Annotated in this window: 26 protein-coding genes and 3 tRNA genes; 16 read left to right on the top strand and 13 right to left on the bottom strand. The window is 68.5% G+C overall.

Going from position 1 to position 20208, the window contains the following annotated elements; all coding sequences use genetic code 11:
- Positions 1–18: 18 nt before the first annotated feature.
- Positions 19–630 carry an HD domain-containing protein gene (locus tag ACPCHZ_RS14110; protein ID WP_423485270.1) on the top strand — a complete coding sequence of 204 codons (612 nt, stop codon included), beginning with the start codon at positions 19–21 and terminating at the stop codon, positions 628–630.
- A gap of 2 nt (positions 631–632) precedes the next feature.
- Here ACPCHZ_RS14110 and ACPCHZ_RS14105 read toward each other — a convergent pair whose 3' ends face one another.
- Genes ACPCHZ_RS14105 through ACPCHZ_RS14095 form a run of 3 tightly spaced genes read right to left on the bottom strand, consistent with a single transcriptional unit; the run spans position 633 to position 3323 of the window.
- Positions 633–1886 carry an MFS transporter gene (locus ACPCHZ_RS14105; RefSeq protein WP_423485269.1) on the bottom strand — a complete coding sequence of 418 codons (1254 nt, stop codon included), beginning with the start codon at positions 1884–1886 and terminating at the stop codon, positions 633–635.
- Positions 1883–2362, bottom strand: a complete 480-nt coding sequence (locus ACPCHZ_RS14100) for a MarR family winged helix-turn-helix transcriptional regulator (protein ID WP_423485268.1) — start codon at positions 2360–2362, stop codon at positions 1883–1885. Before ACPCHZ_RS14100 ends, ACPCHZ_RS14105 begins: the two co-directional genes overlap by 4 nt.
- 40 nt (positions 2363–2402) lie before the next feature.
- On the bottom strand, positions 2403–3323 hold the full coding sequence (locus ACPCHZ_RS14095) for a TIGR03619 family F420-dependent LLM class oxidoreductase (RefSeq protein WP_423485267.1): 921 nt from the start codon (positions 3321–3323) through the stop codon (positions 2403–2405).
- A gap of 133 nt (positions 3324–3456) precedes the next feature.
- On the opposite strand from ACPCHZ_RS14095, the gene ACPCHZ_RS14090 reads away from it, so the two are divergent.
- Positions 3457–4605, top strand: coding sequence for an NAD(P)/FAD-dependent oxidoreductase (locus tag ACPCHZ_RS14090; RefSeq protein WP_423485266.1), 1149 nt, complete (start codon positions 3457–3459; stop codon positions 4603–4605).
- A gap of 4 nt (positions 4606–4609) precedes the next feature.
- Here ACPCHZ_RS14090 and ACPCHZ_RS14085 read toward each other — a convergent pair whose 3' ends face one another.
- Entirely contained in the window at positions 4610–5596 is a 987-nt protein-coding gene (locus ACPCHZ_RS14085) for a magnesium transporter CorA family protein (protein ID WP_423485265.1), read from the bottom strand.
- Positions 5597–5702: 106 nt separating this feature from the next.
- Between ACPCHZ_RS14085 and usfY the strand changes: the two genes are divergently transcribed.
- Positions 5703–6011 carry a protein UsfY gene (gene usfY / locus ACPCHZ_RS14080; RefSeq protein WP_364972935.1) on the top strand — a complete coding sequence of 103 codons (309 nt, stop codon included), beginning with the start codon at positions 5703–5705 and terminating at the stop codon, positions 6009–6011.
- A gap of 105 nt (positions 6012–6116) precedes the next feature.
- Positions 6117–6512, top strand: coding sequence for a PPOX class F420-dependent oxidoreductase (locus ACPCHZ_RS14075; protein WP_423485264.1), 396 nt, complete (start codon positions 6117–6119; stop codon positions 6510–6512).
- Positions 6513–6532: 20 nt separating this feature from the next.
- On the opposite strand, the gene ACPCHZ_RS14070 is transcribed toward ACPCHZ_RS14075, so the two are convergent.
- Positions 6533–7120 (bottom strand): TetR/AcrR family transcriptional regulator, encoded by a 588-nt coding sequence (locus ACPCHZ_RS14070; protein ID WP_423485263.1) that lies wholly within the window; start codon positions 7118–7120, stop codon positions 6533–6535.
- A 3-nt stretch (positions 7121–7123) separates the two neighbouring features.
- Entirely contained in the window at positions 7124–7819 is a 696-nt protein-coding gene (locus ACPCHZ_RS14065; protein ID WP_423485262.1) for a crotonase/enoyl-CoA hydratase family protein, read from the bottom strand.
- Between the two features lie 110 nt (positions 7820–7929).
- On the opposite strand from ACPCHZ_RS14065, the gene ACPCHZ_RS14060 reads away from it, so the two are divergent.
- Positions 7930–8064 carry a hypothetical protein gene (locus tag ACPCHZ_RS14060; protein WP_364972924.1) on the top strand — a complete coding sequence of 45 codons (135 nt, stop codon included), beginning with the start codon at positions 7930–7932 and terminating at the stop codon, positions 8062–8064.
- 5 nt (positions 8065–8069) lie between these two features.
- Here the strand turns inward: ACPCHZ_RS14060 and ACPCHZ_RS14055 are convergent, their stop codons facing one another.
- The 3 genes from ACPCHZ_RS14055 to ACPCHZ_RS14045 all read right to left on the bottom strand — a co-directional run bounded on the left by ACPCHZ_RS14055 (position 8070) and on the right by ACPCHZ_RS14045 (position 11204).
- Entirely contained in the window at positions 8070–8999 is a 930-nt protein-coding gene (locus ACPCHZ_RS14055; protein WP_423485261.1) for a hypothetical protein, read from the bottom strand.
- Positions 9000–9169: 170 nt separating this feature from the next.
- On the bottom strand, positions 9170–10210 hold the full coding sequence (locus ACPCHZ_RS14050) for a phospholipase effector Tle1 domain-containing protein (protein WP_423485260.1): 1041 nt from the start codon (positions 10208–10210) through the stop codon (positions 9170–9172).
- Positions 10211–10490: 280 nt separating this feature from the next.
- Positions 10491–11204 carry an MBL fold metallo-hydrolase gene (locus ACPCHZ_RS14045; RefSeq protein ID WP_423485259.1) on the bottom strand — a complete coding sequence of 238 codons (714 nt, stop codon included), beginning with the start codon at positions 11202–11204 and terminating at the stop codon, positions 10491–10493.
- Positions 11205–11332: 128 nt separating this feature from the next.
- Between ACPCHZ_RS14045 and ACPCHZ_RS14040 the strand changes: the two genes are divergently transcribed.
- From ACPCHZ_RS14040 to rplA, 11 genes are all read left to right on the top strand, one after another.
- Positions 11333–11405: transfer RNA gene (locus ACPCHZ_RS14040), tRNA-Thr, on the top strand.
- 44 nt (positions 11406–11449) lie between these two features.
- Positions 11450–11523, top strand: a tRNA-Met gene (locus tag ACPCHZ_RS14035).
- 33 nt (positions 11524–11556) lie between these two features.
- Positions 11557–11724 (top strand): 50S ribosomal protein L33, encoded by a 168-nt coding sequence (gene rpmG, locus ACPCHZ_RS14030; protein WP_163733413.1) that lies wholly within the window; start codon positions 11557–11559, stop codon positions 11722–11724.
- Between the two features lie 51 nt (positions 11725–11775).
- Positions 11776–12255: a (3R)-hydroxyacyl-ACP dehydratase subunit HadA gene (gene hadA / locus ACPCHZ_RS14025; protein ID WP_423485258.1), complete on the top strand. Its 480-nt coding sequence runs from the start codon at positions 11776–11778 to the stop codon at positions 12253–12255.
- A complete protein-coding gene (hadB, locus tag ACPCHZ_RS14020) occupies positions 12242–12670 on the top strand; it encodes a (3R)-hydroxyacyl-ACP dehydratase subunit HadB (protein WP_264011691.1) in 429 nt (142 codons plus the stop codon). Before hadA ends, hadB begins: the two co-directional genes overlap by 14 nt.
- A 12-nt stretch (positions 12671–12682) precedes the next feature.
- On the top strand, positions 12683–13213 hold the full coding sequence (gene hadC / locus ACPCHZ_RS14015) for a (3R)-hydroxyacyl-ACP dehydratase subunit HadC (RefSeq protein ID WP_423485257.1): 531 nt from the start codon (positions 12683–12685) through the stop codon (positions 13211–13213).
- A gap of 157 nt (positions 13214–13370) precedes the next feature.
- Positions 13371–13443: transfer RNA gene (locus ACPCHZ_RS14010), tRNA-Trp, on the top strand.
- A gap of 76 nt (positions 13444–13519) precedes the next feature.
- On the top strand, positions 13520–13975 hold the full coding sequence (gene secE / locus ACPCHZ_RS14005) for a preprotein translocase subunit SecE (RefSeq protein ID WP_423485256.1): 456 nt from the start codon (positions 13520–13522) through the stop codon (positions 13973–13975).
- Between the two features lie 127 nt (positions 13976–14102).
- Positions 14103–14846 (top strand): transcription termination/antitermination protein NusG, encoded by a 744-nt coding sequence (gene nusG, locus ACPCHZ_RS14000; protein ID WP_423485388.1) that lies wholly within the window; start codon positions 14103–14105, stop codon positions 14844–14846.
- A 37-nt stretch (positions 14847–14883) separates the two neighbouring features.
- On the top strand, positions 14884–15312 hold the full coding sequence (gene rplK, locus ACPCHZ_RS13995) for a 50S ribosomal protein L11 (protein WP_264011688.1): 429 nt from the start codon (positions 14884–14886) through the stop codon (positions 15310–15312).
- A 73-nt stretch (positions 15313–15385) separates the two neighbouring features.
- Positions 15386–16093: a 50S ribosomal protein L1 gene (rplA, locus tag ACPCHZ_RS13990; protein WP_364972906.1), complete on the top strand. Its 708-nt coding sequence runs from the start codon at positions 15386–15388 to the stop codon at positions 16091–16093.
- An 81-nt stretch (positions 16094–16174) separates the two neighbouring features.
- Here the strand turns inward: rplA and ACPCHZ_RS13985 are convergent, their stop codons facing one another.
- From ACPCHZ_RS13985 to ACPCHZ_RS13970, 4 genes are all read right to left on the bottom strand, one after another.
- Positions 16175–17062 (bottom strand): UTP--glucose-1-phosphate uridylyltransferase, encoded by an 888-nt coding sequence (locus ACPCHZ_RS13985; RefSeq protein WP_364972904.1) that lies wholly within the window; start codon positions 17060–17062, stop codon positions 16175–16177.
- A 69-nt stretch (positions 17063–17131) separates the two neighbouring features.
- Positions 17132–18346, bottom strand: a complete 1215-nt coding sequence (locus ACPCHZ_RS13980; protein WP_423485255.1) for an RNA polymerase sigma factor — start codon at positions 18344–18346, stop codon at positions 17132–17134.
- A gap of 9 nt (positions 18347–18355) precedes the next feature.
- The gene (locus ACPCHZ_RS13975) at positions 18356–19057 is read right to left on the bottom strand and encodes a YciI family protein (protein ID WP_423485254.1); all 702 of its coding nucleotides are present in this window, start codon (positions 19055–19057) and stop codon (positions 18356–18358) included.
- A gap of 138 nt (positions 19058–19195) precedes the next feature.
- Positions 19196–20092 (bottom strand): cyclopropane mycolic acid synthase family methyltransferase, encoded by an 897-nt coding sequence (locus ACPCHZ_RS13970; protein WP_423485253.1) that lies wholly within the window; start codon positions 20090–20092, stop codon positions 19196–19198.
- Positions 20093–20208 lie beyond the last annotated feature (116 nt).

Here is a 20208-nt window from a genome sequence, read left to right as displayed (position 1 = left end):
GAGTGAAAAGAGGACGTGATGCCGGAAGAGACGACGACACCGAAGCTGACGACGAAGTTCGACGAGGCGCTCCGATACGCGAGCGACCTGCACCGCAGGCAGGTCCGCAAGGGCGGGGACGTGCCGTACGTCGGCCATCTGCTCTCCGTCGCGAGCCTGGTCATCGAGGCGGGCGGCACCGAGACCGAGGCCATCGCCGCGCTGCTGCACGACGCCGCCGAAGATCAGGGCGGCGAGGCCACCCTCGCCGACATCCGCGACCGGTTCGGCGCCGACGTGGCCGACATCGTCGAGGAGTGCAGCGACGCCATGGTCGAGCCGAAACCGCCCTGGCGACAGCGCAAAGAGGACTACCTCGCCCACCTCGGCGCGGCGAAGGACTCGACCGTCCTGGTGTCGGTCGCCGACAAACTCGAGAACGCCCGGGCCATCCTGCGCGACCTCCGCAGGCACGGTCCGGCACTGTGGAACCGGTTCAGCACCGCCGATCCGCAGGACCACCTCTGGTACTACCGCTCGCTGCTCGAGGTCTACCGCAAGCGCAGCGACAGCTGGCTGGTCGACGAACTCGCTCGGGTGGTGCACGACCTCGGCGAGGAGATCGGCCCGCCCGTCGCGGCGACGGTCTGAGATCAGAGCCCGGGCAGCGGCCCGCTCAGGGCCTTCGGCCGGCACAGCAGCGCAACGACCGCGGTCACCACGGCGGCGACGGCGAACGCCACGTAGACGTTCGCGCCGTCGGCGGTCCCGCCGAGCAGCGCCGCGGCCAGCGGGCGTGAACCGATGAACCCGACGAGCCAGAGCGCCATGATCCGGCCGCGCAGTTCCTCGGGGGCGCGTTCCTGCACCACTGTGCTCAGCCCCGTCATCGCGCACCCGAAACCGATTCCCGCGATCGTGAATCCGGCCAGGGCGACGGCCGTGTTGACCTCGACCGCGAGCATGGCGGTACCCGCCGCCATCAGCCAGAGGCCGAGCGACGACACGGGCGCCGACGCGACGCGGTTCTGCAGGATCGCCAGCACCGCCATCCCGACCGCCGCGCCGACCCCGAAGGCCGCCGACAGCAGCCCGACGAGTTGCGTGCCGCCGTCGAGTTCGGCGGCCAGCGACGGCGTCAGCGTGATGGACGGATCAGCGGCGAATCCGACGGCCGCCACGGCCACCAGGGCGAGGAACAGCGGGCGGTCCCGCCACACGTACTTCACCGCCGCGCGCACCCGGTAGTCGGTGCCCGCCAGCCGCTTCGGCGGTGCCGGGAAGTGCACCACGAGCAGGAACAACGCGAAGACGACGTGCAGTCCCGCGCTGACCGCGAAGCCCGTCGCCGCGCCGAGATGCGCCGCCAGGTACGCGCCGAAGACCGGCCCGAACACCCGGCCCACCGTCATCGGGAAACTGTTCAGCGCCATCGCGGTGGACAGTTCGCCCTCGCGGATGAGCCTCGGCACGATCGACTGCATGGCGGGCCCGCCGATCACGAATCCGATGCCCACCAGCAGGGTGCCCGCCAGGATCGGCACCGCGGCGGCGTTACCCGTCAGCTCGGGATCCAGCGCGTACCAGAGGGCCGTCGACCCGGAACCGAGCACACACATCACCCGGCCCCACAGGATCTGCTTCGCCGGATCACCCAGGTCGGCCCACTTGCCGCTGGTCGGGCTCAGGATGAGCTGCGGTCCGAACTGCACGACGCCGACAAGGCCGACCATCAGTGCCGATCCGGTCGCCTGATAGATGACGATGGCCGACACCATCCCGTGGATGTACACGGCGACGACGGCGAACATCTTGCCCCAGAACAGCGTCCCGAACGTCGGGTCGAACATCAGCCGCAGGGCGCGGCGCGGCTGCGGCGGAGCGGCGGCGGTGGCCTCGGCCGTCATCGGCGCACCCGGCCCTCGAAGTCGACGGCGAGCCGATCCAGGAGCTGCACCAGCGCGTCGACGTCGTTCTCGGGCCAGTGCGCGATGACGTCGGTGACCAGCTCGCGCCTGCGGTCGGTGACCTGGGCGAGGGCCTTGCGGCCGACGTCGGTCAGCGCCAGTGACGTGCGGCGTTGATCCTCGGCTGCAACGGCTTTCGTCAGCAGGCCGGCGGCGACGACGGATGCGACGGTGCGACTGGCGGTAGAGTGCTCGACGGCCAGGTAGTCGGCGATGTCGCCGATCGAGGCGGGCTGACCCGCCAGGTCGCGCTGTTCGACGGCGCGCAGCACCCGCAGGCTCGACACCGACACCGGGTCGGCGTCGCTGAGCAGCAGGCGGCGCCATTCCGGCCGTTGGCGAACCACGTGGATGCGCGTCAACAGCTCGTCGAGGTGGTCGTATCGCGACTGAGCCATTAAATATGCATAGCACATACATATTTATCGGAGACGGCCGGGGCGGCGCCCGGCAGGGTCACGGCACCTGCGGCGCGACCTCTTCCATCAGCCACCGGCAGTAGTCCAGGTACGCGTCGACCGAGCCCACGTCCGGCACGCTCACGCCTGCCATCGTGACGCCCTGCTCGTGCAGATGGCCGAACTGGTCGACGAGCTGCGCGGCGGTCATGCCCGGCCGGCCGCCGGGATCGTCGACGACCTCATGGCCCTCGCCGATCAGCGACGTCCCGATCCCGTAGGCCACCTCGAACGGCCTGCCGTCGTAGGTGGGCTGCGACTTGATCAGGTCGATCCGCGCGGGGAAGTCCGCCGGCTGGGTGAGGAACGGCAGCCAGCCCGAGGCGAAGCGGGCCGCCCGCTTCAGCGCGGCATCAGCGTCGCCGCCGATCGAGACCGGCGGGTGCGGGCGCTGAATCGGCTTCGGCTCGAACGCGACATCGTCGAAGGACACGTAGCGGCCCGCGAAGGTGGGCGACTCCTGCGTCCACAGTTCGATGATCGCCGCGAGGTACTCGTCTGCCATCTGTCCGCGTTCGTGGAACGGCACCCCCAGGAGGTCGAACTCCTCCTTCAGCCAGCCGACCCCGAAGGTCACCGACATCCTGCCGCCGCTGAGCCAGTCCGCCGTCGCGATGGCCTTGGCCATGACCGCCGGATGCTGCAGCGGCAGCAGGGTGGCGGCCGAATTGAGCCGGATCGTCGTGGTGGCGCCTGCGAAGAACGCCTGCGCCACGGTCGAGTGCAGGTAGTGCGCGCCCGACAGCTCGACGTGCGCACGGGGGATCAGGAAGTGCTCCGGGACGGCGATCATGTCGAAGCCCAGCTCCTCGGCGCAGCGTGCCATGCGCGCCTGGTCGGCACCGGTGACCGCGAACTCCCACGGCTGTGTGAGCGCCAGCAGCTCCATCGCGTGCGGCATGGCGAACATCATCTTCATCGCGCCAGTGTCGTTCCGGGTCCACGCAGTGTCGCGAGTAGTCGGCTACCCGAACCCCGGCGGCCGCGTACCGAAAAATGACGATCGCGGAACTCGATGCGTAGCAAAGTGCGGCGCGTGGTACTCCGGCAGGATGGGGGCATCAGGGTTGATCGCCGTCGGCAGTGGTCCGGCCGGACTGAACGCCGCCTCGGCCTTCCGCGCCCGCCATCCCCGCGTGCCCGTCACCATCCTCGCCGCCGACCCGGCGATGCCCTACGAGAAGCCGCCGCTGAGCAAGGAATTCCTCTGCGGCCGCCGCTCGGACGTCGACCTGCGGTCGGCCGACTGGTTCGCCCGCCACGATCTGAACCTGGTGCTCGGCATTGCCGTAGAGCGTCTCGACGTCGCCAACCGCGAGGTGATCACCCGCGGTGGCCGGCGCTATCCCTACTGGCACTGCGTCCTGGCCTGCGGCTCGAGGCCGGTGCCGCTCGACGTGCCCGGTGCCCGCTTCGCCCTGCATCTGCGGTCGTTCGCCGACGCCGTGGCGCTGCGGATGGCGGCACTGAGCGCGACATCGGCGGTGGTGATCGGCGGTGGGCTGATCGGCTGCGAGGCCGCGGCCTGCCTGGCGAGCGACGGCATCGCCACCACACTCGTCGCCGGTGAGCCGGTGCCGCTGTTGCGTCGGTTCGGCCTGGACGCCGGCGAACGCGTCGCGAAGATCCTGTCCGACAACGGCGTTCGCTTCATCGGCTCCGCCGAGGTGGCCGAGATCGACGACCGCGGCGTCACGCTGGAGACCGGTGAGGCCGTCGACGGCGACGTCGTGGTCGCCGCCACCGGGGTGCGCCCCGACATCAGCCTTGCCGTCGAGGCGGGCCTGCGCACCGAATCCGGCCGGATCGTCACCGACGAGCACATGCACACCTCGGCGTCGGGCGTGTACGCCGCAGGCGACGTCGCGCTCGCCTACAACATCGACGCCCGCAGGCACGTCGCCGCCGAACACTGGCGCGACGCCGCCCGGCAGGGTGTGATCGCCGGTGAGACCGCTGCCGGTCACCCCCGCTCGTGGCACGACGTGCCCGAATTCTCTTGCACCATCGGTGGTTCCACGCTGAAGTACCGCGGGTGGGGGACCGGCTACGAGCACAGCCGGCTGGTCGACCACCGTGACGGGTTCACCGTCTGGTACGAGTCCGGCGGCGAGGCGGTCGGCGTGCTGAGCCTCAACGCGGACGACGACTTCCGGCAGGCCGCCGGGCTGGTCCGTGCCCACGCCCACATCGACGGGTAGTGGACTACAACCAGTCCCGCCGCTTGAACATCAGGTACAGCAGGCCCACCAGCAGCACGATGGACGCCGAACTGACGATGAATCCCTGCACCGTCTCGATACCCGGATAGTGCACGTTCTGCCCGTAGAAGCCGGTGATGGCGGTCGGCACCGCGATGATCGCCGCCCAGCCGGTCAGCTTCTTCATCACCGTGTTGAGGCGGGCGTCCTGCAGGCTCAGGTTCGTCTCGAACACCGTGGTGACCATGTCGCGCAACGACTCCGTCCACTCCGACACCCGCAGCACGTGGTCGTAGAGGTCGGCGTAGAGCGGGTCGAGTTCGGGGCTGGTCTTCGCGTCGAGCCTGCGATGCTGGATCGAGTTGACGACCTCGCGCATGGGCAGCACGACGCGGCGCAGCTCCACCAGGTCCTTGCGCAGCCGGAACGACCGCCGCTGCAGTCCGCGGCGCGGCCCGTCCTCGTCGAACAGCTCGTCCTCGAGGGATTCGATGCCGTCGTCGAGCGACTGCACCGCGGCGAAGTGCCCGTCGACGACGACGTCGAGCAGTCCGTGCACCAGCGCGCCGACGCCGTGCTGCTGTCCGCCGAGCTCGTCGAACCGCTGTGAGACGGCGTCGATGTCGATCTCGGGGGACAGCCGAACGGTGATCATCGCGCGGGGCAGCACGAAACCCGAGATGCGGTGGGTCTGCAGTGTCGAGGCGCTCTCGTCGGCCGGCTCGGTGCACGACACCGCGTACACCGTGAAGAAAGTGTGGCTGGGGTAGACGTTGGCCTTGGTGCGCTCGGCTTCGGCGACGGCGTCCTCCACCGCCCAGGTGTTCAGTCCGAGCTCGGTGGCCAGATTGGTGAGGTCGTCGTGGTCGGGGTCGTAGATGTCCGCCCACACCAACATGTCCTCGTCGGCGAGGTAGTCCGAGAGGCTGGAGAACTCGAAACCGTCCTGCGGTTTCCCCTCCCGCCACAACCGGCCGCGGATGTCGGTCACGGGTTCATCATGTCAGCCGGGTTTCCAATGGTCAGCGTGTGCCGCGATCGTCCGGCTCCACCGAATACGGGTGTAACCTGGATCACACCTCTGGAAGGGAGATGCGATGAAAAATGCGCATCAGGATCCCGCGGATCATTCCCGTACCTGTCAGCCCCATGCCGGCGAATCCATGATCGACACCCTCTGGTTCCCCGGACTGGTGCTCATCGCTTTCGGCGTCGTCGGCCTGGCGGCGATCGTGGCGTCGGCCGCCTACGGCAACACCCAGTGGGTGCTGCCGCTCGCCCTCGTCACGGGTGCGGTGGTGACGGCCGGTGGTGGACTCATCGCGCTCGAGCATCGCCGGGTGCTGCGCGTCGAGCGGCACTGGCTGTCGAACCACGCCGACGCCGACCACCGGCACGCCGCCTGACCGGGCGCGAGACTGCGCGTAGGGCTGTGAAGCCGCGCGCCTGACGACCCTGCGCGCAGTATCGACGGCAGGGAAGCCGCACACGGCGCACCTACGATGGCCGCCATGGCACCACACCTCGACCGCCTCGGCGCGGAGAAGTTCGTCTCGCTGACGACGTTCAAGCGCAACGGCGACGCGGTGGCGACACCGCTGTGGCTCGTTTCGGACGGCGGGGCGCTGGTGTTCTGGACCCCTGCCGACTCGTGGAAGGTCAAGCGGGTCGGCCGCGATGCCCGCGTCACCATGGCGGCCTGCAGCCGTAGCGGCAAGGTCAGTCCGGGCGAGCAGGCCGTCGCCGGACGCGGTGAGGTGATCGAGGACGCCGGCGAGGTTCGGCGCGTCGAAGACCTGTTCCGTCGCAAGTACGGGCTCGGGCACCGCGTCGTGACAGCGATCGAGCGGCTGATCCGGCGCGGTCACACCCGGCGGGTGCTCATCCGGGTGAACCTCGACGACTGACGCCCCGCGCGAGCGTTGGGCTACGTCGCGAAGCCGGCCAGCAGGGAGCGCACCCCGAGCCGCCACCGCCGTTCGATCGACGGCGCCGGGCCGAGCCACCGGCCGGCCTCCTGGACGGCGAGACCCTGCGCGAGCGCGAGCAGCACGTGCGCGATGTCGGTCGGGTCGCCGGCGAGCAGACCGGCGTCGACCGCCCGCTGGATCCGGCCGATGAACTCGTGGCGCACCGACGCACCCGCGGCGAGTTCGTCGGGCCCGGGTTCGAAGTCGGCGATCGGCCGGGAGAACATCACCTGCGCCAGCCGCGGATAGGCCCGGCAGAACAGCCGGAACACCGGCACCAGCCGCTCGATGTCGGCCAGTGGTTCGACGCTCGACGGGACCTTCGCCAGCTCGGCGCCCAGTACGCGGAAGCCCTCGAAGAACATCGCCCGGACGAGTCCCGCCTTGTCCGTGAAGAGTTCGTACACCGCGGGCACCGACGTGCCTGCGCGTTCGGCGACGCGGCGGGTGGTGAACCGCGTGAAGCCCTCCTCGTTCAGGGTCGCGACGGCGACCGCCAGCAGGTGCTCACGCAGTTCGGGCGTGCGCTGCTTCGCCCTCGGCACGGCTCACCCGCCGAACTCGGCGGCCAACCCGTCGATACCGGCCCGGACCGCGGCGAGCGCGTCCTCGCGGGCCTTGAGCTTGCTGGCCAGGTGGGCCTTGAGGTGCAGCGTCGCCGCCGCCTCGGTCGCGACCTCCCGCGCGCGGGGCAGCACCTGGTCCTGTTCGACGATCTCGTCGAGCCAGCCGCCGGCGATCGCCGCGTCGCCCGCGAAGGTCGCGGCCATCGAGATGCCACGCTGGAAGGCCGCGCGGGTCAACCGCAGACGCATCAGTTCGATCGCGGCGATCGGCAGGACCATGCCGATCGCCACCTCGTTGGCCTGGCACCGCGTGCGTGGCGATCCGATCCGGTGGTCGCCGGACAGCAGCAGGAACGAGCCCATCGCGATGGCAGGCCCGGTCGCCGCCATGATCACCGGCTTGGGGAAGGTGAGGCAGCGCAGTGCCAATTCGAAGCCACCGGCCAGCATGTCCAGCGCCGCCTGCGCGTCGCCGGAGGCGAACACGGCGAGGTCGAAGCCGCCGCTGAACAGCTTCTGGTTGCCTGCGAGCACGACGGCCTTCGAGTCGTCCTGCTCGGCGCGGTCGAACGCCTCGTTCAGATTCTGCTGCATCGCCGGAGACAGCACATTCGCCTTGCCGTCGTCCATGACGATCGTCGACACCGAATCGCTGAGGTCGTAGTTCACGGTAGTCATCGGAACCATGTTACGTAACGATGTTACGAAACGCGAGGGCGGCCCTGTCCGCGGTGGGGTAGCTCGTTACGCGTGAGCGGTCGACGCTCGCGGTCATAGCGTCTGTGAGCATGCGAACACACCGGAAGCGCAGTCAGGCCGAGCCGACCGAGCGCGAGACGACCAAGCGCCGCAATCCACGCAACCGGCGCGGAGTGCCCGCGCTGAGCCTGTGGGAAGTCGGCATCGGCGCCGTCTGGAAGTAGCCGGCTCAACCGCCGTTGCGGTGGTGGCGACCGGCCGCATCACGCGCGGGCACCATCACGCCGTCATGCGCCGGCGTCCCGTCGTGGTGTGCCGCGTCGTTCACATGTGTTCGGTCGTGTACTGCCGCGCCGTCCCGGTCGATCCACGGGAAGTCCAGCACCGTGGTCTCGTCGAGTTGCTTGTTGCGCCACCGGTCCTGGTTCTCCTGCGCGGCGCCGTTGACGCGCTCGATCTCGGCGCGCAGCACGTCGGCCCGGGTCTCCTTCGACGCGTAGTGCAGGTAATTGAGCACGCTGCGCAGCAGTTCGAGCTTCTGCCGTTCCTGGCGGGCCAGGTCGTGCGTCGTCATCAGTTCCAGCCGCGGCACCGGCTGCAGCGTCGCCCAGTCCAGCACCACCCGGTTCTGGAATTCGCGCCTGCGGCGCCAGGCGCGACCCTTGTCGGAGCCCTCCGGCCGTGCGCGGTCGTGGTAGGTGACCACACCGTCGAATCGGGAGCGAATCGAGCCGCCGAACTCCGCCCGGTCGCGCGCCGAGTCCCACACCGTTCGCCATTCCTGGCCCGGCGCGAGAACCGTCAGTTCGCTGGGCAGCTGGAGTTCGACGATTTCCGGCAGCGATTCGTCGTAGCGTTCCTCGTACTTCGCGACGGTCGGCGGGTGGGTGAAGGAGAACCGGACGTCGTGCGCGGCGGTCTGACCGAAGTTGCGCACCACCAGTTCGATGATGTGCCAGTCGGCGGGGTGCTGTTCCATGAACACCGCGACATGGGGCCTGACCTGGTCAGCTTTGCGCTGATGGAATTGCCGGAGCTGGCGGTGCAGGTAGACCAGCGCGGCGACGCCGAGCACCAGTGCGGCCCACGCGGCGATCGTCAGCCAGCCCGCGGACCCGAGACCGGTGAGGTCCCGCCAGCGGTTCTCAATCCATTCCACCGTGCCCCCAGGTGTTCGTCATAGACGCCCCGGACCCTACCGCTTCGCTGCCGCGAACACAGCAACCGGCCAGACCGTTGCTGGATGACGTCCGAACGTCATGATCACGTTACCCCGGTGCACGCCAGGATGTGAGGTTCGGCGAGCCGGCGGCCGTCGCCTCGTTCGGCTCAGGCAGTGAGGAGTTCGGCGTCGACCGGCTGCGACGCCGTGGCCTCCGCCGGTGTGGCGGCCGGTGCCGCCGTCGGCACGAGTCGTTCGCCGCGCGCCAGCCACTCGCGGTCGGCCCAGCCGAAGCGTGCGGGCAGGCGGCGCCAGTACTGCGGATGCGACCGCAGGTAGACCTCGACGCTTGCGTGCACGGCCGCGTCGAGCGGCACCCGGCGCAGCGAGAGCATGTGGGCGCTGCCCGCAAGGGGATCGGCGACGCACGGTGCAGGGACCCGGTTTCGCCCGCCGTCCCGGACCGCCAGTCCGGCGTGCACGGCGCCGTCGAGCACCCAGTCGAGCGCGATGTCGGCCAGCGGCCAGCAGGCGCCCTGCACGCCCGCGACGTCGCAGTGCGCGCCGCGGAACCACACCTCGTCCACCGCGGGGGAGTCGACGCGCTCGCCGAACGGCCCGCCGTCGATCGCAACGGCGTGCCTGCCCTCGGCCACGTTGGCCAGCGGGCCGGTCGTCGACGCCACCCCCGGCACCCGGACCATGTCGAAGAGTCCGACGAAGCGCACCGGCACCGCGATCTCCGACCCGCCGGCGAGCCCGGCGGCAAGCGCGCCCACCCGCTGCCAGTCCTCGCCCGTGCGTCGGGTGCGTGGCAGCGCGAATACGGCCAGCAGGTAGTCGAGCAGATCATCGTGGTGATCGGTGGGCAGACCGAGCACGCCCAGCAGCCGGACCAGTTCGCGGGCGCACGAGGCGCCGCGACCCGCGCCGAAGAGGTAGATGTCGTCGCCCGGCTCGTAGGTGCCCGCCAGGAATTCGTAGGCCTCCACGACGGTTGCCCGGGCCTGCTCGACGATGTGGCGGCGCCGCTGCCGGGGGCTGATCCGTTCGCCGATGCGCGCCGGCGCGGCGACGGTGCCCGGGTGGTACCAGTTGAGCTGCCCGCTCGTCGCGTCGAGCAGCCGGAACAGCGCCCGGGCGTTGCTGGCGTCACGCAGTTGGAGCTGCTCCTGAGCGTGGTCGAAGCACAGCACGATGTTCTTCACGTCGATCCCCCGGACCTAGCGTCTTCATTGCTGACGACAAGTTTGCCCCGATCGAGCACGCCGTGTCACGTGTATTGCACTACTTCTTCGATTTCGTCTACGGATTCTTGACAAGGCAAGTCTCGTGACCACGGTATCGACGTCAAATCGCGGAAATATTCGCGAAATCGGCGCCGATGCGCCAAGAAAGCGGCCATCGGCACCGAACATTTGCGAGCGCTCCACATAGTTCGCTGCCGAATCGTGGAAGGCACCGCTGCGGTACGCCGGGCAGAGGCCGTCAGCCGCCCATCAGCATGTGCCACTGGTCGAGGTCGCTCGCCCGGTAGACGTAGTTGCTCCGCTTGACGTCCGACAGCGGCGCGCTGGCCTCCGCGGAGTACCAGTGGCCGGGGAACACCACCGGGTCGCCGGACAGCCCGGCCAGCGCCTGCAGGCTGCGGAACATGTCGTCGACGTTGCCCCCGGGGAAGTCGGTGCGACCGCAGCCGTCGAGGAACAGCGTGTCACCGGCCACCAGGCGGCCGTCGAGCAGGAAGCACTGGCTGCCCGGCGTGTGGCCCGGGGTGTGCAGCAGTTCGATGTCGATGGCCCCGACGCCGACCTTGTCGCCGTGCTCGTGTGCGGTCAGGTCCGACATCGGGATGCCGGTGACGCGCGAGACCCAGTCCGCTTCGTGGGTGTTGACGTGCACCGGCACGCTGACCCGCTCCATCAGTTCGGCAAGGCCCTTGAGCGTGAAGCCCATCATCGTGCCGCCGACGTGGTCGGGGTGGTGATGGGTGACCAGCACCCCGGACAGGTGCATGCCGTCGGCCTCCAGCGCGTCGACCAGGTCGCCGGCGGCATACGCGGGGTCGACGACCACGCAGTCACCGGTCTCCCGGTCGCCGATCAGGTAGGCGAAGTTGCGCATCTGTGTCGCGATCATGTCGCCCTCGGCGAAGTCACGCCCGGACAGCAGCTGGCGGAAGTAGAGCCGGTCGGATCCCATCGCTCAAGATTAGGGTGGCCGGGAAGCCGACCTTCCGACGGGCGGTGACCAGCGGTTTGGCGGCGACAGGGGCCAGACTGTACTCTCTTTAAGGCCCGCGGCACGACACTGTTCACTGCCGGGGACAGGCCCCCTTAGCTCAGTCGGTAGAGCGTTTCCATGGTAAGGAAAAGGTCAACGGTTCGATTCCGTTAGGGGGCTCGGTGGACACCGGGCGAGCCAAACAGTCGACCGGTTCGCCGGATGGCGGTGTAGCTCAGCTGGTTAGAGCGCACGACTCATAATCGTGAGGTCGGGGGATCGAGCCCCCCCACCGCTACAAGCAAGTACGAGAAGACGAAGGACAACGGACGTGGCCTCAAGTACCGACGTACGGCCCAAGATCACCTTGGCCTGCGAGGTGTGCAAGCACCGCAACTACATCACCAAGAAGAACCGCCGCAACGATCCCGATCGGCTGGAGATCAAGAAGTTCTGCCCGAACTGTGGCACCCACCGTGCACACAAGGAATCGCGCTGACCGACTCACCAATTCGTCATTGGTGAGGCGCAGTAGGTAGGTTCAATACTCGTGTCTTTCTTGGACGACTACGTCGGGACCCATTTCCGGTATCCCGACAGCTACGTCGTCGGTCGGGAGAAGATCCGCGAGTACGCCGTCGCCGTCAAGAACGAGGACCCCGCCTTCTTCGACGAGAAGGCCGCCGCGGACCTCGGGCACGACACCCTGCCCGCGCCGCTGACGTTCATCTCGGTGTTCGGGTACCAGGCGCAGTCGGCCATGTTCGCCGCCGCGGGGATCGGCATCACCGACGCCCAGATCGTCCAGGTCGACCAGGTGCTCAAGTTCGTCAGGCCCATCATGGCCGGCGACACGCTGTTCTGTGACGTCTACATCGACTCGATCCGCAAGGCGCACGGCACCGACATCATCACCACCAGGAACATCATCACCAACGACAACGGTGACATCGTTCAGGAGTGCTACACCACCCTGGCGGGGCGTAGCGAAGAAGACGGAGAGAGTGGCTTCAGCAATGGCACTGCGTGAGTTCAGTTCGGTCAGCGTCGGCGACCAGCTTCCGGAGAAGGTGATCCCGCTGACCCGCGGAGACCTGGTCAACTACGCGGGCGTGTCCGGTGACCTGAACCCGATCCACTGGGACGACGAGATCGCCAAGCAGGTCGGCCTGGACGTCGCGATCGCGCACGGCATGCTGACGATGGGCCTCGGCGGCGGCTACGTCACCTCGTGGGTCGGCGACCCCGCGGCCGTCAAGGAGTACAACGTCCGCTTCACCGCCGTGGTGCCGGTGCCCAACGACGGCAAGGGCGCCGAGATCACCTTCAGCGGTCGGGTGAAATCCGTTGAGCCCGAGTCGAAGTCGGTGACCATCGCACTCTCGGCCACCTCCGGCGGCAAGAAGATCTTCGGCCGCGCCATCGCCACGGCGACGCTGGCGTAGGCGGGAGCGACCATGGCACTCAAGATGGACATCCGCGGAGTCATCTGGGAATACCCGGACACCTTCGTGGTCGGCCGCGAACAGATCCGGCAGTACGCAGGCGCCGTGAAGGCCGACGACCCGGCCTCCCACGATGAGGCCGCGGCCGCCGAACTCGGCCACGATGCGCTCATCGCGCCGCCGACCTTCATGTCGATCTTCGCGGTGATGATCCAGCGGCACTTCTTTCAGAACAACGACCTCGGCATGGAGACCATGCAGATCGTCCAGGTGGACCAGAAGTTCCTGTTCCACCGGCCGATCGTGGCCGGCGACGCGCTGCGCGGCAAGCTTTACGTCGTGTCGGTGGACGAGCGGTTCGGCGCCGACATCGTCACGACCCGCAACGTGCTGACCGACCCCACCGGCGCCGTGGTCCAGGAGTCGTTCACCACGCTGATGGGCCACGAGGGCGACAACTCGATCTCGGTGAAGTGGGATCCGGAGACCGGCCAGGTGGTTCGCACCGCCGATGCGGTCGACTCCGGCGGCCCGGCGGATTAGTCAGTGCGACCGGCGGCACGCTACACTCGGACTTCGGGGTTTTCCCAGTCCAGCGCGCTGTCCGTCGGTATCAGATCGACCGAACGGGGAGCGCGCAAATTGTGTGAGCCCCGCAGGTCAGGACGGTGATGACGACGTCAACCCTGTCGTCGCCTGAAGGGGCGTAGCTCAACTGGCAGAGCAGCGGTCTCCAAAACCGCAGGTTGCAGGTTCAAGTCCTGTCGCCCCTGCTCAACTGAATACTCGACAAGTGTGGACACTGGTAGGTGTGCACCCCGATGACAACCCGGACAAGAGGAGCGAGCGGTGAGCGACGAGCGCGACAGTGCCGGCTCCCCTGACGACGGCGCGGATGCCGGTACCGGCGACGGGAAGAGCGCAGACACCCGCGGCCAGACGGCGGTGGCCACCCGGCCGCTGCGGCCCACCGGGAAGCGTTCACGGCGAGTGGTCGGCGACGCCGACGACACCGACACCGCTCCGGAGACCGACGCCGGCGACAGCAAGGACGGCGGCGGCCCCGGCAAGAAGATCGTTAAGAAGAAGAAGGAACCGGGCGGCTCACGCAACCCGTTCCTGTATGTCCTGAACTACCTGAAGCAGGTCGTCGCCGAGCTGCGCAAGGTCATCTGGCCCAACCGCAAGCAGATGGTCAGCTACACCTCGGTGGTGCTGGTCTTCCTGGTGTTCATGGTCGCGTTGATCTCCGGCGCGGACTACGGCCTCGGCCGGCTGATCGGACTGGTGTTCGGCGCCGACTGACCCGGCCGCGCGCCGGCACGAAGAACTGAAGTACGAGAGAGGAATGACAACCGTGACGAGCTTCGAAGGCGATACGCCCTCGGCTGTGTCCGAGGCGCGCGTCGAAGCTGCGGACCCGGCGACCGTGATCGCAGACGAGGCCGCTGAGTCTCTCGAGCAGACCACCGCCGCCGAGGCTGTAGAGGACACGACCGTCGAAGAGATCCCCGCCGCCGAAGAGGCTCCCGCCGCGGAGCCCGAGGAGGACGAGGACCCCGCCGTCGCGCTGAAGAAGGAACTTCGGCTGCAGCCGGGCGACTGGTACGTCATCCACTCCTACGCCGGTTACGAGAACAAGGTGAAGGCCAACCTCGAGACGCGCGTGCAGAACCTCGACGTCGGCGACTACATCTTCCAGGTCGAGGTGCCCACCGAAGAGGTCACCGAGATCAAGAACGGCCAGCGCAAGCAGGTCAACCGCAAGGTGCTGCCGGGCTACATCCTGGTGCGGATGGAGCTCAACGACGAGTCGTGGGGCGCGGTGCGCAACACCCCCGGCGTCACCGGCTTCGTCGGCGCCACCTCGCGGCCCTCGCCGCTGTCGCTCAACGACGTGGTGAAGTTCCTGCTGCCGCCCGCCGCGGCCAAGAAGCCCGGCAAGGCCACCGCTGGTGCGGGTGCGTCCTCGTCGGAGGCCACGATGGAGCGGCCCGAGATCCTGGTCGACTTCGAGGTCGGCGAATCGGTCACCGTGATGGACGGCCCGTTCGCGACGCTGCCCGCGTCGATCAGCGAGGTCAACGCCGAACAGCAGAAGCTCAAGGTGCTGGTGTCCATCTTCGGCCGCGAGACACCCGTCGAACTGACCTTCACCCAGGTCGCCAAGATCTAAGAACCACACAGTAGAAGAAGAAAAGGACAGCACAGTCATGCCCCCGAAGAAGAAGGTCACCGGGCTGATCAAGCTGCAGATCCAGGCCGGGCAGGCCAACCCCGCCCCGCCCGTCGGTCCTGCGCTCGGCCAGCACGGCGTCAACATCATGGAGTTCTGCAAGGCGTACAACGCCGCGACGGAGAGCCAGCGCGGCAACGTCATCCCCGTGGAGATCACCGTCTACGAGGACCGCAGCTTCACGTTCGCGCTGAAGACCCCGCCCGCCGCCAAGCTGCTGCTCAAGGCCGCCGGCGTACAGAAGGGCTCGGCCGAGCCGCACAAGACCAAGGTCGCCAAGGTGACCTGGGATCAGGTGCGCGAGATCGCCGAGACGAAGAAGGCCGACCTCAACGCCAACGACGTCGACCAGGCCGCCAAGATCATCGCCGGCACCGCCCGGTCGATGGGAATCACCGTCGAATAATCGACGTTGTGCAACACCGTGGGAGAGCTGGCATCGGCTCGTGAACCACGACCTCTGATACAAGGAGACCCCAATGAGCAAGAACAGCAAGGCATACCGCGAAGCCGCCGAGAAGATCGACCGCGACAAGCTGTATTCGCCGATCGAGGCCGCGAAGCTGGCCAAGGAGACGTCGTCGAAGAAGCAGGACGCCACCGTCGAGGTGGCCATCCGCTTGGGCGTCGACCCGCGTAAGGCCGACCAGATGGTGCGCGGCACCGTCAACCTGCCGCACGGCACCGGCAAGACCGCCCGCGTCGCAGTGTTCGCGGTCGGCGAGAAGGCCGAGCAGGCCATCGCCGCCGGCGCCGACGTCGTGGGCAGTGACGACCTGATCGAGAAGATCCAGGGCGGCTTCCTCGACTTCGACGCGGCGATCGCCACCCCCGACCAGATGGCCAAGGTCGGCCGCATCGCCCGCGTGCTCGGCCCGCGTGGTCTGATGCCCAACCCCAAGACCGGCACCGTGACCCCCGACGTCACCAAGGCCGTGCAGGACATCAAGGGCGGCAAGATCAACTTCCGCGTCGACAAGCAGGCCAACCTGCACTTCGTCATCGGCAAGGCGTCCTTCGACGAGAAGTCGCTGGCCGAGAACTACGGCGCCGCGCTCGACGAGATCCTGCGCGCCAAGCCGTCGGCGTCCAAGGGCCGCTACCTGAAGAAGATCGTCGTCTCGACGACGACCGGACCCGGCATCCTGGTCGACCCGGGCGTCACCCGGAACTTCGCGGAGGCGTAGCCCCTCACTCGCGAGCAGACGTGAATTGCCCCGCACGCACGGCGTGTCGGGGCAATTTGCGTCTGTTCGGCAGAGAACTGATCAGTCGCGCTCGGCGAGCCCGCGCAGCAGCGGCCCGTAGGTCGGGTGTGCGAGCGCGGAGGCGAACTGGGCCACCAAGTAGTCGCCCGGGTTGCCGGTGTCATACCAGCTGCCCTGGATGACCTGCCCGTACACCGCGCGGTCCTTGGCGTAGGCGTTGATCGCGTCGGTCAGGTACACCTCGCCGGTGCGGTGCTCGTACCAGCGTTTGGTCTGCTGGCGCAGTTCGTCGATGACGCCGGGGGTGATGACGTACCCGCCGATGGCCGCGTACTCCGACGGCGCATCCTCGGGCTTCGGCTTTTCGACCAGGCCGGTGATCCGCAACAGACCGTCGTCGAGGTCCTCCTTGACGATCGGGACGCCGTAGCGCTGGGAATCCTCGGCGGCCATCGGCAGCAACGCCAGCACCGGACACGACGTCTGCGCGTAGGCCCGCATCAGCTGCTGGGCGCGCGGCACCTCGGCGACGAACACGTCGTCGGGCCACAGCACCAGGATCGGCTCGTCGCCGAACGCACGCGCGGCGTTGAGGACCGGGGTGCCGTTGCCGTAGGGCCCGTGCTGGTCGAGGTAGGTGATGTGGCCCGCGGCGGACAACTGGCCGACCTCTTCGACGGCGTCGGCGTAGGCGGTCTTGCCGTCGTTGCGCAACTGCTCCACCAGCGCCGGGTTGGGCCGGAAGTGGTCCTGGATCAACGACTTCCCGCCTGACACCACGATCGTGATGTCGGTGATGCCGGAACTGACGAGCTCGCGGACCGTGTGCTCGATGACCGGCTTGTCGCCGACCGGCAGCATCTCCTTGGGGATCGCCTTGGTCAGCGGAAGCAGCCGGGACCCGAGGCCGGCGGCGGGGATCACCGCCTTGCGGATGGTGCTGCCCATGTGTCTCCTTCTCGACGAGTACGCCCTCATACCGTCCGTCACCCCGGCGTGCTGGTCAAGCCGAGCGTGTCAGCCGCCGCACTCGGCGACCCGACGGCGCAGGAACGCCCGTGCCGGCTCGGACCCGTTCGCGGCGAGTGCGGCGCGATACCAGTGCAGCGCCTCGTCGGTCCGCCCGCACCGGCGCAGCAGGTCGGCGCGGATCACGGCGTGGGTGTTCGACCGGGCCCACCGGGGATCGGCGGCCACCGCGTCGAGCTCGGCGAGGCCCGCGGCGAACCCGTCGCGGAAGCCGATGGCCAGCGCGCGATTGGCCCGCACCACCGGCGAGTCGCCGGTCGAGAGCAACCGGTCGTATGCGGCGCAGATCGTCACCCAGTCGGTCTGCTCCCACGTCGGCGCCGTCGCGTGCAGTCCCGCGATCACCGCCTGCGGCAGATACTGCCCACCCGAACCCGCCGCCCGGCGCAGCCGCTCCAGACCCGCCGCGATCTGGCCGCGGTCCCATCGGCTGCGATCCTGTTCCTCCAGCGGCACCAGCGCGCCGGCCGCGTCCACCCGGGTGCGGCGGCGCGAGTCGTGCAGCAGTGTCAGCGCGGCCAGCGCCTGGGCGTCCCGCTCGGCGGGCATCAGGTCGCACAGTTCAGTGGCCAGCCGGACCCCCTCACTGCAGAGCTCGTCCCTGATCGCCGAAGGCCCCGCCGTGGACCAGTAGCCCTCGGTGAACACCGAGTAGATGCAGCTCAGCACGTGGGGTGTGCGCTCGGCCAGCAGTTCGGCAGGCGGCACCCGCAGCGGGATGTTCGCACTGCGAATCTTGTTCTTGGCGCGCGTGATTCGCTGACCGACGGCGGCCTCGGACTGCAGCAGCGCACGCGCGATCTCGGCGACCGTGAGGCCCGAGATGAGCCGCAGTGTCAGCGCCAGTTGCGACAGTCGGTCCAGCGCCGGATGCGCGCAGGTGAACATCATCCGCAGTTCGTCGTCGCGCACCCGGTGCGGGAGCGCGTCCGTCCGGGCGTTCAGCTCGTCGACCACCGCGGCGTACTCCTTCCCGGAACGGGCCGATTCGCGGCGGAGCCGGTCGAGCACCCGGTTGCGGGCCACGGTCGTCAGCCACGCCCCGGCGTTGTCGGGCACGCCGTCGCGCGGCCACGCGCGCAGCGCCTCGGCGCACGCCTCCTGGACGGCGTCTTCGGCGATGCCGAGGTCGCCCGACCACCGCGCGAGTGCCGCGACGGCCGGACCCCATTCCCGCCGGAAGACGCCGTCCAGTTCGGTCATGCAGCGTGGTCAGAGGCTGGAGACGCCGACCAGGCGGTGCAGATGGACGGTGGTGGCGGGGATCATCGAGGCGATCTTGACGGCCTCGTCGCGGTCGGTGGCCCGTAGCAGGTAGAACCCGCTGGCCACCTCGGCGCCCTCGGCGAACGGACCGTCGGTCAGCAAGGCCTCGCCGTTGCGCACGCGCACCGTGGTCGCCGTGCTCGGCGGGTGCAGCGGCGCTCCGCCGAGGATGTGCTCACCGGCCGCCCGGCCGAACTCCGCGTGCTTGCATTCGCCGCTCTCCCATTCCTCGGTGCCGGGCGTACACGGCTGGTCCGCGGGTTCCAGCAGCAGGGCGAACCAGTCGTCGCCGATCGGCTCGGTGGGCGCCTCCCACCCGACCATCGGCCACACCTCGACAGCGCCGTCCTGGCAGGCCGGTATCCGGCGGGCGATGCCCAGCGCGTCGTCGAGGTTGTCGGCCTCGAACACGTAATAGCCGCCGGCGACCTCGGCGCCCTCGGCGAACGGGCCGTCGGTGACCACCGGGTGGTCGGGGCCGCCGGTGATGCCGACGGCGGTGGCCGACCCGGCGAGCGCGTCGCCCGCCTTGATCGCCGCACCGGCGCTCGTGTGGAACTCCGTGTACGCGGTCATGATGGCGGCCTGGGTCTCGGCGTCGGGCTCCTCGGTGGCCTCTGGTCCCAGCAGCAGGGCGAAGTAATGCATCGGTGACGACCTTCCCGGTAGCGAGTGCAACCCTTCTGTTCCACTCTCTACTGTGTCGACGAACGCCGGCGCCGGGATCCGACACAAGACGCAGAAATCCCCCGACTTTCGTCGGGGGATTTCGCGGTGACGGCCTGACTAGGCCGCGGCGCCGGGCTTGAGGTAGGTGACCAGGCTGACGTCGATGCTCTCGTCGACGAAGTAGTACTGCGCGCCGCGCAGGTACTTCATGTAGCGGTGGTAGTTCTCCTCGTCGGTCGCGGCGATGGCCTCGTCCTTGTGCTGCTCCAGCTTGGCGGCCCAGATGCCGAGCGTCTTGATGTAGTGGTTGCGCAGCGACAACGTCTCGGGCACGACGAAGCCGGCCTTCTCGCCGTGCTCGACCATCATCGGGGTGCTGGGGAGCCGGCCGCCCGGGAAGATCTCGGTGAGGATGAACTTCACGTACCGGGCCAGCTCGAACGTCAGCTTCTTGCCGCGCGCCTGCAGGTCGTCGGGGTGGTACCCGACGCTGCTCTGGATCGTCATCCGGCCGTCGTCGGGCAGGATGTCGAAACACGTCTTGAAGAAGTCGTCATAGCGCTCGAAGCCGAAGTGCTCGAAGGCCTCGATCGACACGATGCGGTCGACCGGGCTGTGGAACTGCTCCCAGCCCTGCAGGCGGACGTCGTAGGTGCGGCTGGTGTCGAGCTTGCTCAGCAGCTGGTCGCAGTAGACCTGCTGGTTCTTGCTCAGCGTCAGGCCGATGACGTTGACGTCGTACTTCTCCATCGCCCGCTGCAGCGTCAGGCCCCAGCCGCAGCCCACCTCGAGCAGGGTCATCCCCGGCTTGAGGTCCAGCCGGTCCAGGTGCTGGTCGACGTTGGCGATCTGCGCCTCGGACAGCGACACCTCGGGACCCGTGAAGTACGCGCAACTGTACTTGCGTGTGGGGTCCTGGAAGACGCCGAAGAAGTCGTCGGACAGGTCGTAGTGGGCCTGGATGTCCTCGAAGTGCGGCCGCAACTCTGTTTCGGTATTTGTTTTCTCTGGCATGTTCGTGGGTGGCCTTCCTCGCGACAGGTCGTCTGCAGTGCTCCCGCGTCGGTCGTGTTGTGACCGCACGCTACCCCCGTTTCTGGGCGTCGACCTGCGAACCTACAGCGTGTCGC

It is taken from the genome of Mycobacterium sp. NPDC050041 (assembly GCF_049541695.1).
Taxonomy (GTDB): domain Bacteria; phylum Actinomycetota; class Actinomycetes; order Mycobacteriales; family Mycobacteriaceae; genus Mycobacterium.
The sequence above is the reverse complement of the archived record's forward strand: the minus strand, read 5'-3'. Positions and strand labels throughout refer to the sequence as shown.